We start from the raw sequence: 14,487 nt of genomic DNA on the forward strand, positions 1-14,487 counted from the left end.
TCATTTGGACAATATTACGTTTAGAAACGCTTCATCAATGAAGATCAAGCCACGGATGTCTATTTTTCATAAAGTTATGAAGGTTGGTTATGTTTTTACCGACATTTGTTTCGGTACGGAGCATTGAATTGTCGTGCTGTCTGTATCTGGCTAGTATCTCAGGGACATGCAGCGCGATCCTGTCCATCTCCACTAGCCGCAGCCACAAGTCATAATCTTCCCATCCGGACGGCATATGCTCATAGCCTTCCAGTTCTAGCAGAACGGATCTGCGAAACATGGCCATGGCATCGATGAAGTTGCCATGGCTGAGCGCTTCGCGGATAAACACGCCAGCTCCAATAATATCGCGATCGCCTTCGAACACTTCCAGCAGGCTGTATGCAGCGTCGGCGTCCGGACGGGCCGAAAGAGCGTTGCTTAGTTTTTCGATACAGCGGGGATAAAGGATATTGTCAGCATCCAGCATAAAACAATAATTGGATTTCGATAGTTGGATACCGGAATTTCGCGTAATCGATAGTTTCGCATTCGAACGATTTCGCACTAGCAACATGCTCATGCCAATATCCACCCGATGCTGCATCCATTGCTTGACAGTGTTAACCGAATGGTCAGTGCTGCAATCATCGATGACGATCAAAGCGATATCTTTGGTTGTCTGGCTCGCTACCGAATTCAAGGTCTCGCCAATAACATCAGCGTAGTTGAATAGCGGTACGATAATGGAAACCAGGTGTTTGCCTGTGCCATGACTGAATATGATATCATTTTCTTGAGTAATCACATCTTTTCCATTCTGACCATCAATTCACGGCCATTTTGATGAATCCTGTTCAACTCTCTTTGCCCAGCTGGTGTATCCAGTAGCCACGCCATGCGATCGGCCATTTCCTCGATGCAAACCGATATATAATGTTCGCCGGGCTTTACTATCTCGATATCACTGCAGGGCTCAGACAATGGTACACAACCTTGAGCTATCCCAGAAACAACAATTCGATGCCATTCAAAATAATGACTTTCGCCTTGATGTATATTCAAAAGTATTTTGGAGTTCCTAGCTAACTGTGCGAGGTCAGAACCGTTGATCATGTTTGGACTGTCGGGTGTTACAGGCACCCCCCGCAAACGAGGGGCATGCAGAAAGCAATCATATTTTGCAAGCGTAGGGGCAAGGGTTGCTAGCACTTGCGCGCGCCGCTCGTTCAAGGCCCCAGCAAACAATATGTCGTAAGGCCTGTCGGCAAAACTTGGAGGAAATACGAGCGGCTTGACTGCACGCAAGTGCGTCACTTGCGGGGAGAGCTTCGCTTGTTTGAAATCGAACACACCATCTGGACGGGGCAAAAGCGGGACAAATCCTGCCTTTATACCCATGCGGGCGAGACCGTGTGCGGAAAGCGGATTGATATCAAGGGCACGCTTGGATTTAAGCATTTTGTCAAGCGCCAGGGAAAACCAGGATGTATGCCACTGCTCGGTATTGATATAAATCACGCGCTGCGCCAGATCGTCCGGCAAGTCCGCGCCCGGTCCATGAACGCAATATTCATGTGGGGCGACCACGATTACGTCATGCTCTGTAACGTCGATCATGGTATGGTCTGTCTTTAGGTTTGCTTCACGGCCCGATGATTGAACGACTTCCGCAATGTATTGTGCTATGTCCTTAAAGAAAAAATTACCGTCAGCCCAATAAAGAATCGTTACTTTTTTGTCGATGGAAAGAAAATCGCTTAAGCTGGGCAATGGGGTAGAGTTTTCATCCGCCATGAAGCGGTCCGCTCTTGAGGCCTTGAACGCCCTTCGACCTTCTCGCATGCCATATAGGACATAATGCTCCAGCGGATGGATAGAAACTGTATCGGGATTCTCAGCACGATAAAAAGAGCCAGAAAACAAAGGCCCCGGCTCACAAAGAGGATCCTTTGTCGATTTTTCGAGGTAATTTTGCAACAGTTCCATCGGGGAGCATTGCAGTTTATATGTTCGCGCATACCAGTCTGGATCAAATAATCCGCTGGACAACAGGAGAGGCAACACGCTGGAACCAGTCCGAGGAAGATGGGCGGCCTTGAAGTCAGGGCCGCCTTCTCGACGTTCCGCCAGCCCATGTTGCAAAAAATGATGGACAGGTTCGTTGCGCGATTGGACGACATCTGGATAACGACTGGCGTACCGATCTGCATCGAACAAGCCCAAACGTTTCAATCGTCTTTCGATTCGGCGCCCGACAATCCAATAAGGCAACCAGCGCCGCCATCCGTGTTGAGGCCGCGCCAATTCGACAGCCATTCGGTGAAACCAAAAAGCTCTAGCCTGTTGCTCCAGTGCGTTGCTATAAGATTCCTGATAAAGATTTTTAATCTCATCGATCTGTTGCTCGATAATTTCTTGTTCGATTTTTAGTGAAACGATTGAATCTTTACCACCATGCTGAAAAATTGCATCGCGCGGTTTCCCGACGGACGCCAGTTCTTGTCGATAGCCTTTACCACTTACGCCCATCATATTCTCTCAGAGCCAGACTCAAAAGTTCTTGAGAAATACCAGAACTTCGTCATTCACGTCGTCCTGCGAGAGATGGAGTGAATGATGGCATGGCCTGGTATTGCCCGGCAGGAGCATAGCCGAAAAGGCCTGTGCTATTCCAGCGATATGACCGACCGGGAGTGGGCGTTAACAGCGCGGTTCATTCCTGTTGCCATCGGGGAGGTCGAGGCCGGACAACGGACATGCGCGACGTCCTGAACGCCTCGCTCTACATCACGGCGGGCGGTTGCGCTTGGCGGCTTCTGCCCACATGCTTCCCGCCGGTCTCGACGGTCCAGCGCTATTTCTACGCCTGGCGCAACGCTGGCCTGCTCAAAGTGATGAACACGGTGCTGGTCATGAACCTGCGCGAGATCAAAGGACGTGTGCCGATGGCGGCTATGCGGGCGCCAAACTCCGCGATGCCATCGCTAGATCGGGGCAATGGACGATCGAAATTATCAAAAGGTCGGATCAGGCCAAAGGCTTCAAGGTCCTCCCGCGTTTCTAGGTAGTCGAGCGAACTTTCGCATGGCTTGGCAGTTGCCGCCGTATTGCTAAGGACTGGTAAACAACCATTGCCTCGTACATCACATGGACAACGATCGCCTCCATCCGCATGCTCACACATAGAACGGCAAGGTATTGCTATGTTTAGTGAACTTTTGAGTCAGGCACTTAAGTGTTACGAGAAACTGCGCTTGTGGAGCAGCCCCTTGCCTTCCCTGCCTGCGGAGAAAACATCGATGTCAGACATGGACCGAGGCCAGCCTCTTGGCGAAAATGAGGCATTCGCAAACATGAAGGGAATCTTGGATGGCGAAAGGATGACTTTGCAGTTCGACCTTGACTACATAAAGGCTTAGCGCGACTTTCGCATCATGAATCCCGTAGAGAAAGCTGCCCGTAGCGTTTGCCGCCTTGAGGGCGAACTCGAGGATGATGTATCAGTCAGCGCACCGCGCTGTGCGGCTTATCTGCTGCAAGTAAAGGTCGTACTCGAAGCACTGCATGAACCCAATGCATCGATAAAGAAGGCAGGATCCGAAATCATCCGTCATGTAGGCTCTGAGGAGAGTGATCTGGGTTACCAAAGCGACGCTGCAAATGTCTGGCGATTCATGATAGACGCTTTGCGGCAAGACACGCATAATCTGAGACAGGATTTTCAATCTCAGTAAAACATACTATTGCGATCCGGTGCCTCCCCTTAATTCAATGACGTATCGATCCATCTGGCTTTTGATAAGGGCGTACTCAACCTCCCTAACGATGCTGATAGCAGCTACGAAATCAGAACAATGTGCCAGTGGCGAGAATTCCTTTTTCTTCTCGGTCAGAACGACTAATCGCTAGAAATCCATGTCCCTAAAATCACTAATTGCTCTTTTCAAACGCGCTGCGGACGCATGTTTGACCGTGCAGGTTCATTTCGATGCATTTCAGTCAAACCCACGGGCCTATTTCATTGCCGCAAAATGGTGGATCAAGCGCAAACGTGTTCGATCCCGTAGTCAGTTTGCGCTATTACTTGGCCGATCGCCCAAAGCCTACAAGCTGTGGCTTTCACGCCATCGGCAACGTGAGCAAATACATCCTGCGCCCCATCTTGTCTATCCGATCGTTGCCTTGGTTGATTTGACGGGCAAACATGATCCGACAATTCTGTCGATCACACTAAAAAGCCTGAAGGCGGAAGGCCTGACTACACTGCTGATTGGCGCTGTAGACACCCCCGACGTCGCCTCAGCCATTGAGAACATCGACTGGACTGTTTCACCATGGCTGTTCCCGCTCCAAGCGGGCGACAGGATCGCGCCCGGCGCGGTGTCCGCCTATCTCGCCGCAATGGCCAGCCCGACATTACGCATCATCTACGCCGACGATGATCTGTTGGTTGGGGGCCAACGCTGCAAGCCCTATTTCAAACCTGACTGGAACAGCGAATTGTTCCGGCACCAGGATTACCTTACAGGTGCCTGCATGGTTCGCGCGAGCCGATCAGATATGGAGGCCGTGGCCGATTCCTCAGAATGGGCGGCGCGCTTGGTCGCCAAGCTAGTCGAAACTAGTAGACCGCTTCATCTCCGAGACGTGCTGCATCATCGCCAGCATCGCCCCACACAATATTTGCCGGCCCAACCTCTCGAACCCGCACGAGACCTGCCGCTCATCTCGGTCATCGTGCCGACTCGGAACCGGGTGGATCTGCTGCGTACCTGCCTCGCGGGCGTGGCGGCGGCCGATTATCCCGATATTGAAGCGATCGTGGTAGATAATGACAGCGACGATCCTGAGACATTGGCTTATTTGGCTGCGCTCGATCCAACACGGTATCGAGTACTGCGCCACGGTGGCGTATTCAACTATTCGGCGATCAATAACCGGGCTGTCGACCAAGCCCGAGGGCGACTGCTCTGCCTACTCAACAATGACATAGAAATGATAGAGCCACACTGGCTTGCAACCCTTGCGACCCAAGCATTGCGGCCTGAAGTCGGCGCCGTCGGCGCGCGCCTGCTTTACCCGGATGGCCGCATCCAGCATGCGGGCGTGGTGATTGGCGTTGGCAATGCAGCGGGCCATGCCCATCGCTTCCTGCGGCCGGATGAAGAGGGCTATTTCCATCGCCACAGCCTGCCGCAATTTACTTGTGCCGTAACTGCCGCCTGCCTTATGGTAGAACATGATAAATTCTTGGCCGTCCGAGGCCTAAATGAGCGGGATTTTGCGGTCGCTTTCAATGATGTCGATCTATGCCTGCGATTAAATCAGCGAGGGTGGCAATCGCTCTATGAACCGCGCGCCACCCTTATCCATCATGAATCGATATCGCGCGGGCTAGATCGCGATGCTTTGGGGGCGGCTCGCTTCGCTGCGGAATTGGCGGCGCTAAAGCGTCTTTGGAAGACTGACGAGATTTACGATCCTTTTCATCACCCGCAACTCAGCCGTGACAGCGAGCAGTTTGCGGTCGCGCTGTGACGACCGCTCCTGCCCGGCTTTTCCTACCGGAGGTCACGCTATGCGCGGTCAGTTCGGTCAATGTGCCTGCAACAATCCGGGCTATGGAATGCTGCCTGGATCAGATAGATGTCGCAGCAGCCTTGCTCCTTACCGACAGTCCGATCAAGCCGGATCATCCAGGCATCATCGTAGCGCCGATCGACCGCATCACGTCGTCGCGAGCCTATTCTGATTTCCTGCTTACCAGATTGGTCGATTACGTTGCGACGTCCCATTGCTTGATCGTCCAATGGGACGGGCATGTACTGAACGCGGCGCGATGGCGCGCAGAATTTCTCGAGCAAGACTATATCGGAGCCAGTTGGCCCCAATTTTCTGATGGCCATGATGTGGGCAATGGCGGCTTTTCCCTACGCAGCCGTCGCTTGATGGAGGTGTGCCGCGATCCCGCTTTCCAAGCTTATCATCCCGAAGACATCGCGATCGGACGCGTCAACCGCAACTGGCTGGAGGCCAAGGGCATGCGTTTTGCTTCACGTGCGCTTGCGGACATTTTCTCGACCGAGCGATCAGGGGATGTATCCGCTAGTTTCGGCTATCACGGCGCTTGGCTGATGCCCCGCGCGATCGGGGTAGCGCCATTCTGGAATCTATACCGCGAACTGGACGATCGGGGAACGATCCGGCATGACTTTGTCACTATATTAAAGCAGATAAAGCAAGAACGAGGTGGCTGGATACGCGCTTTGCGTCTGATTCTCGATCAGGCCAGGCGGTAATTCCACTATTTGCGATATGCCTTGCAAGGAACCGACTCCCTTGACCAATATCTTTCCTGGCCTGCCTTTGATTGAATCTCCGCTATTTCCCTCATTGAAAGCAGAATGGGGGTTAAGCACGGAAGAAGAGCGAATCGCCGACGACCTGCATCGGAAAGGTTATGCCGTGTTCGACTTTCCGGATAGCGACCTCAGCAGCCGCATTGACCGTATTCAACAGCACCTTGGGCCGCGCTACGGCATTGATTTCGCCGATCCGCAGAGCGACAAAACTAGCGGGGAACGGCGCGTGCAGGACGCCTGGCAGTTCGATGAGGATGTGCGCGCCATTGCCGCCAACCAAGCTGTCATCGATCTCCTCAGCAAACTTTATGGCCGCAAAGCTTTTCCCTTCCAGACTCTTAATTTTCCAGTTGGTACGCAACAGGATGCGCATTCAGATACCGTCCATTTTTCCAGTCTCCCCGAACGCTTCATGTGCGGCGTCTGGCTGGCAATGGAGGATGTAGGGCCTGATGCCGGTCCGCTCTTTTATTATCCTGGCTCGCATAGTTGGCCCATCATGACAAACGCGCTGATCGGCCGTCGTGGTTACGGCAGCAACCTTGGATCGGCGCAGGATCCCTATGGCCCGGCTTGGCAAGCCCTGCGCGAGATGCATGGGGCGCAGGAAGAGCGGTTTTTACCCCGTAAGGGGCAGGCGTTGATTTGGTGCGCAAACCTGCTGCACGGGGGTAGCCGCCAGAATAATCCAACGTTGACCAGGTGGTCACAAGTGACACATTATTATTTCGATGACTGCATCTATTACACCCCTGCTTTTTCAGACGAAGCGCTAGGTAGGCTTGATGTGCGGAATGTGATAGCGATTACTGATGGAAATAATCGGGCCAACAGTTATTTGGGAGAGATGCTCTCTACTCATAAGAAGAAAGAAAAAAGTATAATTAATAGAATAAGATATTTATTTTAGCGGCTGTAGGGATTTAAGATTCCCATTTTTTTGAGATGTGATTTAGACTTTCGAGGTCGTGTCCCACGGGGTGGTGTAGCAAGGTTTTCCTGAAAAGGGCGGCCACCGTCGATCTTCTGGTAGGATTCGGATGCGAACTCGAACCTGGAGAAGAAGACGATGACCGACGACAGAATGGCCCTTGTTGAGCTGATTGAGCAAGGGGCTGACAGCGATTTGGTGCGCGATATGCTGGCGTTCGCCGCCGAGCGCATGATGGATCTGGAGATCGAGGCCAGGACTGGTGCTCCGTCTGGCTCTCGCGGCGCGGCGCGGCTAACCACCGTAACGGCTATCGCGAGCATGGTTGGGACACCCGCGCTGGCCGGATCGATCGGGCGATCCCCAAGCTGCGCAAAGGCAGCTACTTCCCGAGCTTCCTAGAGCCGCGCCGTACCGCCGAGAAGGCCTTGGCTGCGGTGATTCAGGAGGCCTATGTGCACGGTGTCTCGACCCGTTCAGTCGACGATCTGGTCAAGGCGATGGGCGCCAGCGGCGTATCGAAGAGCCAGGTCAGCCGTCTGGTTGCCGAGATCGACGAGCGGGTGAATGCCTTTCTGGCGCGGCCGATCGAGGGCGAGTGGCCTTACCTGTGGATCGACGCCACCTATCTCAAAGTCCGCGAGGGCGGGCGGATCGTCTCGACGGCGGCGATAATCGCCGTTGGCGTCAACACCGATGGCCGCCGCGAAGTGCTGGGCGTCGCCACTGGCCCTTCGGAGGCGGAGACCTTCTGGAAAGCTTTCCTGCGCTCGCTGGCGGATCGGGGCCTTCGCGGGGTGAAGCTGGTCATCGCCGACGATCACAAGGGACTGCGCGCCGCCGCCAGCAAGGTGTTCGCCGCGAGCCAGCAACGCTGCCGGGTGCACTGGATGCGCAATGCGCTGACCCATGCCGCGCCCAAACAGAGGCCCGCCGTGATCGCCATGATCAAGACGATCTTCGCGCAGGAGACGACCGAAGCGGCACATCAGCAGTAGGAGCAGGTCGCCGATGCCCTGCGCGAGAAGTTCCCGAAGCTGGCCGACATGATGGACGCATCGCGCGAGGATGTTCTCGCCTACATGGCGTTCCCGAAGGCCCACTGGGCGCAGATCGCGTCTACCAACCCGCTGGAAAGGGTGAACGAAATCAAGCGAAGGGCCGATGTCATCGGCATCTTCCCGAATGACCCCGCAGTCATACGCCTCGTCGGCGCGCTGATGCTGGAGCAGAATGATGAGTGCGCAGTATCGCGCCGCTACATGACGCTGGAAACAATCGGCTCGGTGAGCCATAACCCAATCGTCAGCCTGCCAGCTCTGGCCGCCTGACCCGAACCCGATCCTGCCGTGGATCGACGGTTCCTACACCACCCCGTGGGACACGCCCCTCTACCTACAAAGTCGAGCTTAGAGTCTGGAATCTCAGCCAGCTGAATGTCGCGAAACACATTGAGACGCCTTGCTCTCCGTGCCCTCCGTTACGCAGCGGCCTTGCGCTCACCGCGGAGAGAAGCGAGTGATTCATGGGAACAATCACGTAAGTGAGGAAGCAGCTTGACCCAAAGGAGCCCATCAGAGAAGATTCTTAGAAAGGTCACCCGGATCGCGGAGGCGGTGCTGATCCAAAAAGCCGGAATCAGCCTCGATCCCTCCGCGCCGGGTTAGCAAGAAGCCTAAGGATTCTACTGTTGGCATTCTTAAGGGCCAGATTCGTAACCGAAATTCAGGATGTTAAGCCGATTTTCGGTTTCCGATAGGCCAAGTCCAACCCCTGTCTTTTTTCTTTTCTGAAGGGATAAAAGACATGGAAATGTGCCGATCGTGCGGGATAGGATTGGCCGGCGCAGACGCCTTCTACCTGCCTGATGGTGTTGCCCATGGCAGCGCCCTCACTTGATCGTGGTGCAGTAGATGGACCAATCGTCCATCAGCTTGCGGCGCTTCTCCAGCAGGCTGCCACGGCGATAGGCAGCTTCGGTCTTGTCCCTGACCATATGCGCCAGCGCTGCCTCTGCGACCTCGCCCTGCACGTCCGTCTCTTCGCTGGCCCAATCGCGAAAGGCGGAACGGAAGCCGTGGGCGGTATAATGCTGCTTCATTTCGCGCAGGAGCTTCGTCAGGGTCATATCGGACAGGGGCTTGTCCCCTTTCATGCCGGGGAAGATCAAAGGGCAATCGCGAGTCCGAAGCTCACGGCAACGCTCGATGATGCGGATTGCCGGTTTCGACAGTGGGACGACATGCTCGCGTTGTGCCTTCATGCGCTCCTTAGGAATGGTCCACAGCGCGTTCTCGACGTCGATCTCGGTCCATGCCGCGCCGCGCACCTCCCCGGATCGTGCAGCAGTCAGGATGGCGAACTGCAAGGCAAGGCGGCTGAACGACTCCCGTTCGCGCAGCCGGGCCATGAAGGCCGCCACATCGGCATAGGGCATGGCCGCAAAATGCCCATCCTTCTTGGGCTGGCGCGGAAGCCCCTTGGTGATCGAGCGCATCGGCGCTTCGGTTTCGCGGTAGCCCGACGCAAAGGCCCAATCTAGGACAGCGCCTATCCGCTGGCGCACCCGGCGCGCCGTCTCAGGCTTGGTCAGCCAGATTTCTGCCAGGACATTGCGGATCATCGGGCCAGTGATCTCGGATACCCGGATATCGCCAATGATGGGGAAGGCGAAGGCTTCCAGCGTTCGCAGCCATTGCCCCTCATGCTTCTCGTTGCGCCAGGTCTTGCGGTTCGCCGCATAGACCTTGGCCGTCGCCTCCCTAAATGTGGGGATGCCGCCCGCCTTGCGCTTCTCGAACACCGGGTCGAGGCCAAGCTCTACCCAAGTCCGCACCTCGCGGGCTCGATCGCGGGCGACGGACAATGTTACCTTCGACGCGCTACCCAATCCTATGTCGCGCCTGCGTCCATGCTTCTGGACGCGGCACACCCAGCTTTTGGAGCCGGTCGCGCCGACCACGAGAAACAGGCCATCGCCATCACCGAAGCGGCCTGGTCGCTTTGCTGCCTTTACACCTGTTACGGATAACTTTCCCATGCAGTTATTCTCCCACGCTTTTTACCACACGCCAAATCGGTCACCGACGGACGCGAGGGGATGAGGTGGGACGCGAATCAGTCCGAAACGCCCGGAAACGCAGGGCTTTTTCGGTTCGCTAGGGATGTAGGAAAACAAGCTATTGGCGGAGACGGAGGGATTCGAACCCTCGGTAAGGAGTTATCCCTACGACGGTTTAGCAAACCGTTGGTTTCAGCCACTCACCCACGTCTCCAAACATGGCCTGAACGCCCGCTTGGGGCGGGGCTGCGGCTAGGCGACGTGTCCTATAGCGACGGCTTTGGCGCATGGCAACGGTCCTGTTCGGGGATTTTTTGCGCTAATGTCATGCTTGTAAATCGTTCCGGCCCGGAATCGACTCAGGTGGACGTTCGTTCATTGTCGTTTCAGGTTGAAAGCCGATAGTCTGGGGGATGGTTAAAATGGAAATGTGCGGGGAGCATCGGGCATGATCGGGATTATGGGACGGAAAGGCGCCCGCCTGGCACGCGCAGGCGCGCTGGTCGTGGCGCTGGCGGGGCTGGCGCTCAGCCCGTTGGCGTCTGCCCAGGTGCGCACCATCGATCCCAACACCGCGATCGACGCCGATCTCGCGCCGCCGCCACCCGCGCGCCCCGCCCCTACAGAACCCGGCGTCGATCCCAGCGTCTATAATAACAGCCCGGCCAACAGCGCCGTCACGTCCGACACCACAGCAACCGGCGCGCCCGTTACGGAATCATCCCCGCCTGCCGCCATCGCGCCCAGCGATTCCTATCAGCAGGACGATCTGATCGGCGCGGCGGAAGGCGTGTTCGGCAAGGGCGCGGAAGGGCTGGCGGGCCTCATCGAAAAAATATTGAAGGATCAGGGTCGCCCCAACGCCTATATCGCCGGGCGTGAGGCGTCGGGCGCCTTCGTTGTCGGCCTGCGCTATGGGTCCGGCACGCTCAATCACAAGGTCGAGGGCAAGCGCGAAGTCTATTGGACAGGGCCATCGATCGGCTTCGATGTCGGCGGCAACGCGGCCAACACCTTCGTGCTGGTCTACAATCTCTACGACACGCAGGATCTCTATCACCGCTTCCCGGCGGCCGAAGGCACCGCCTATCTGGTCGGCGGCTTCACCGCCAGCTATCTGCGCTGGGGCAATGTCGTGCTGATCCCGATCCGTCTTGGCGTCGGCTATCGGCTGGGCGTCAATGCCGGTTACATGAAGTTCAGCGAAAAGCGGACCTGGCTGCCATTTTAAGGGGCGATCATCGGCGGGCGGACTGACGGCTGGGGCTTATAACCCCAGCGCCAGTTGATCGCCCTGCCCCGCTTCTTCCTCCACTTCCAGATTATGCACCCCCAGTCCCAACAACCGCGCGCCCATGCGCAGCGGTAGCTGGGCCAGCAGCAAGTCCCGCGCCGCTTGCGCCAGCAAGTCGGGCGAACGCACCGGCGTAGCAAAGCTGCGTGAGCGGGTGATGATACGAAAGTCGGCGAATTTGATCTTGAGCGTCACCGTCCGGCCCCAGGCCTGCGCCTTTTCGATCCGGCCCCACAGACTGGCGGCGATTCGCTCTATCTCCGCCACCAGCCGATCCCGATCGGTCAGGTCGTCGAAAAATGTATCCTCGACGCTCACCGACTTGCGCTGCTCGCGTTCGCGCACTGGCCGGTCGTCCTGCCCGCGGGCGGCCCGGTAATAATATTGGGCGGCGTTGCCGAAATGCGCCTGAAGGAAGGGCAGGTCGCGCGCGCGCAGGTCTGCCCCCGTCTCGATCCCCAGCGCGTGCATCCGCGCCGCCGTCACTGGCCCCACGCCATGAATGCGCCGCACCGGCATGGCGGCGATAAAGGCCGGGCCTTCGCTTGGCCGCACGACACATATTCCGTCGGGCTTGTTCTGGTCCGACGCCAGCTTGGCAATCAGCTTGTTATAGGACACGCCGGCCGAGGCGGTGAGCCCGGTTTCCGCGCGAATCAGCGCGCGAATCTCCGCCGCCACCTGCGTCGCGGACGCGATGCCCGGCTTGTTCACGGTGACGTCCAGATAGGCTTCGTCGAGCGAGAGCGGCTGGATCATGTCGGTAAAGCGCGCGAAGATCGCCCGGATCTGCCCCGACACCGCGCGATAGGCGTCGAATCGCGGCGGCACGAAGATGAGGTCGGGGCAGAGCCGCCGCGCCCGTGCGCCGGGCATGGCGGACTTCACCCCGAACGCCCGCGCCTCATAGCTGGCCGTGGCGACCACCCCGCGGGGGCCGCCCCCGCCGACCGCGATCGGCTGGCCGCGCAGCGCGGGATTGTCCCGCTGTTCCACCGACGCATAGAAAGCGTCCATGTCGATATGGATGATCTTGCGCGGCGATGGCGGCGGGGCGTCCATGGCCCGATCTTATGCCATGACAGGAACGAAAGGGAAACAGCGTAGCCGCGACCGCGACTTATTCCTTGCCCTTGAGTGCCAGCAAAGCGGCAAAGGGACCGGCCTGATCCTCCTGCAACACGCCTGCTTCGCGCAAAATGGCGTCGGCATCGGGCGCGCGGGGATAGGGCGCCATCGCCAGCGCCACTGTCTCGGCGACGGCTTCGCCCATGTCGATGCTGTTGCCGCTATAGCCGATCGTGTCGCAATCTTCGGCGTCCAGCTCCATTTCGGCGCCTTCGACGACATCCTCATCGTCAGGAACGAAACGGAGCAGGAATTCTGTGTCGATGGTTTCTGCCACCGGCTGGCCAGTTGCGACACAGGCCTGCGCCAGGCTGGCCCGCACCCGACCGCGCGCGAAGATGCTGCCATTCTCCTCACTGATTCGATAGTCCGCCTCCAGCGCATCGAGCGCCAGCAGGCCGAACCGGCGCATCAGCGCTTCCCGCTCGGCCGCGTCGGCGACGATGCTGGTGCTGCCGCTGATATGGCCGATCTGGTCCAGCCGGACGGGGCGCGAAAATTCGGGCGTCGGCAGCGCGCTCATCCCAAGTCCCCCGCCAGCATCGCATCGCGGGTCAGGCAGCCCAGCCGCGTCCAGCGTTCCCGCAACGCGCCTTCGACATGGGCCAGCGCGGCGTCGCTCACCGGTGCGCCGCGATAGAGGTTGCGGCGCAGCGCGTCGGCCATGTCGGCTTCCCCGGCCAGCGCGGCACGATAAGCACTGATCCGGCCACCCAGCGCGCTCACCATCCGGCCGATATGCTTGCCGACTACGACATCGCCTATGCCTTCCTGGCGCAACTGGCCGTCCATGTCATCGACGAACAATTCGGTCAGCCAGACGCTTTCCTGCGTTGCCCCCTGCTGCTCCAGCCGCATCAGCACCTGCGCCAGGACCGCGACGATCATGTCGAATCGTCCGTCCAGCGTGTCGGGCACCGCACCGTCGATATACCAGTGCGGCTGCCGCCCCTGCGCGACGATGACATTATAGAGCGGCAGCAGTCCATCTTTGGGATCGGTGCGGCCAAACAGGCGCTGGAGGAAGGAAGGGGAGGCTGTGGACATGGGGGCTATGCTTTTTTTAAGATGGATCGTTCGACGGAGCACCGTCTTGCCAAGTGTCGCCCCTTGCCGGGAGCGACGCATTTCCATATTGATCGAGCCGCTGCCCAATGCAATGGCGGCGTCATGTTTATTGGGTTCGCGGGAGCGTTCCGCCAGGAGAAGTCCATGCGTCAGTTCAGCCGTCATTCCACACGCGGGCGTGTCCTGTTGGCTCTTGGCCTGGGCGCGCTGGTGCTGGGAGCATCGGGCTGCACCCGCATCCGCACCCATCAGGGCTATCAGGTCGACAAGCTGCTGGTCGATTCGGTTCAGCCGGGCATCGACAATCGCGCATCGGTGGAAGGCACGCTGGGTCGTCCCAGCTTCGTCTCGCAATTTGGCGAGCAGGACTGGTATTATGTGTCGCGCGACATGCGCGCGCTGGCCTTCTCCAACCCCAAGCCCGTCGCCCAGACGGTGCTGCGCGTCCATTTCGACGCGGCGGGCAATGTCGCAGCGGTGGACCGCATGGGGCTGGAACAGGTCGCCCATATTTCGCCCATGGGCGACAAGACGCCGACGCTGGGTCGCAATCGCAGCCTGTTTGACGAGATCTTCGGCAATATCGGTGCGGTCGGCGCTGGCGGCATGGGCGGCAATGCCGGCGGCAGCGGTCCGGGCGGCGGCCCGAACGGCAGCTAAG

General features: G+C 57.8%; 11 protein-coding genes, 1 tRNA gene and 2 pseudogenes. 7 read left to right on the forward strand and 7 right to left on the reverse strand.

Annotated features, from left to right (window positions below):
• Window positions 1-34: 34 nt before the first annotated feature.
• A complete protein-coding gene (locus tag FE851_RS14615) occupies window positions 35-787 on the reverse strand; it encodes a glycosyltransferase family 2 protein (RefSeq protein WP_145203517.1) in 753 nt (250 codons plus the stop codon).
• Entirely contained in the window at window positions 784-2,514 is a 1,731-nt protein-coding gene (locus FE851_RS14620; RefSeq protein ID WP_145203519.1) for a hypothetical protein, read from the reverse strand. Before FE851_RS14620 ends, FE851_RS14615 begins: the two co-directional genes overlap by 4 nt.
• An 81-nt stretch (window positions 2,515-2,595) precedes the next feature.
• Here FE851_RS14620 and FE851_RS14625 point away from each other — a divergent pair.
• The 5 genes and pseudogenes from FE851_RS14625 (at window position 2,596) to FE851_RS14650 (ending at window position 8,606) form a co-directional block, all read left to right on the forward strand.
• Window positions 2,596-3,193: pseudogene (locus FE851_RS14625) on the forward strand (transposase).
• Window positions 3,194-3,954: 761 nt separating this feature from the next.
• Window positions 3,955-5,520 (forward strand): glycosyltransferase family 2 protein, encoded by a 1,566-nt coding sequence (locus FE851_RS14635; protein WP_315850618.1) that lies wholly within the window; start codon window positions 3,955-3,957, stop codon window positions 5,518-5,520.
• Entirely contained in the window at window positions 5,517-6,281 is a 765-nt protein-coding gene (locus tag FE851_RS14640; RefSeq protein WP_145203525.1) for a DUF5672 family protein, read from the forward strand. The genes FE851_RS14635 and FE851_RS14640 overlap by 4 nt, the downstream gene beginning before the upstream one ends.
• A gap of 40 nt (window positions 6,282-6,321) precedes the next feature.
• Window positions 6,322-7,254 carry a phytanoyl-CoA dioxygenase family protein gene (locus FE851_RS14645; protein ID WP_145203528.1) on the forward strand — a complete coding sequence of 311 codons (933 nt, stop codon included), beginning with the start codon at window positions 6,322-6,324 and terminating at the stop codon, window positions 7,252-7,254.
• 159 nt (window positions 7,255-7,413) lie between these two features.
• Window positions 7,414-8,606, forward strand: a pseudogene (locus FE851_RS14650) (IS256 family transposase).
• A 560-nt stretch (window positions 8,607-9,166) separates the two neighbouring features.
• On the opposite strand, the gene FE851_RS14655 reads toward FE851_RS14650, so the two are convergent.
• Together FE851_RS14655 and FE851_RS14660 are read right to left on the reverse strand one after the other, a co-directional pair.
• Entirely contained in the window at window positions 9,167-10,315 is a 1,149-nt protein-coding gene (locus FE851_RS14655) for a tyrosine-type recombinase/integrase (protein WP_145203531.1), read from the reverse strand.
• Window positions 10,316-10,458: 143 nt separating this feature from the next.
• Window positions 10,459-10,550: transfer RNA gene (locus FE851_RS14660), tRNA-Ser, on the reverse strand.
• A 234-nt stretch (window positions 10,551-10,784) separates the two neighbouring features.
• Here FE851_RS14660 and FE851_RS14665 point away from each other — a divergent pair.
• Entirely contained in the window at window positions 10,785-11,567 is a 783-nt protein-coding gene (locus FE851_RS14665) for a DUF1134 domain-containing protein (protein WP_145203534.1), read from the forward strand.
• 36 nt (window positions 11,568-11,603) lie between these two features.
• Here FE851_RS14665 and dinB read toward each other — a convergent pair whose 3' ends face one another.
• The 3 genes from dinB to FE851_RS14680 are packed head-to-tail and all read right to left on the reverse strand — an operon-like array spanning window position 11,604 to window position 13,805.
• Window positions 11,604-12,692, reverse strand: a complete 1,089-nt coding sequence (dinB, locus tag FE851_RS14670; protein WP_145203537.1) for a DNA polymerase IV — start codon at window positions 12,690-12,692, stop codon at window positions 11,604-11,606.
• A 58-nt stretch (window positions 12,693-12,750) separates the two neighbouring features.
• Window positions 12,751-13,281 carry a DUF177 domain-containing protein gene (locus FE851_RS14675; protein WP_017183209.1) on the reverse strand — a complete coding sequence of 177 codons (531 nt, stop codon included), beginning with the start codon at window positions 13,279-13,281 and terminating at the stop codon, window positions 12,751-12,753.
• Window positions 13,278-13,805, reverse strand: coding sequence for a ubiquinol-cytochrome C chaperone family protein (locus FE851_RS14680; RefSeq protein ID WP_017183208.1), 528 nt, complete (start codon window positions 13,803-13,805; stop codon window positions 13,278-13,280). The genes FE851_RS14675 and FE851_RS14680 overlap by 4 nt, the downstream gene beginning before the upstream one ends.
• Before the next feature lie 165 nt (window positions 13,806-13,970).
• Between FE851_RS14680 and FE851_RS14685 the strand changes: the two genes are divergently transcribed.
• A complete protein-coding gene (locus tag FE851_RS14685; protein WP_026002401.1) occupies window positions 13,971-14,486 on the forward strand; it encodes an outer membrane protein assembly factor BamE in 516 nt (171 codons plus the stop codon).
• Window position 14,487: the final 1 nt, after the last annotated feature.

It is taken from the genome of Sphingobium sp. B2, from assembly GCF_007693735.1.
In the GTDB taxonomy this organism is placed as follows: Bacteria; Pseudomonadota; Alphaproteobacteria; order Sphingomonadales; family Sphingomonadaceae; genus Sphingobium; species Sphingobium xenophagum.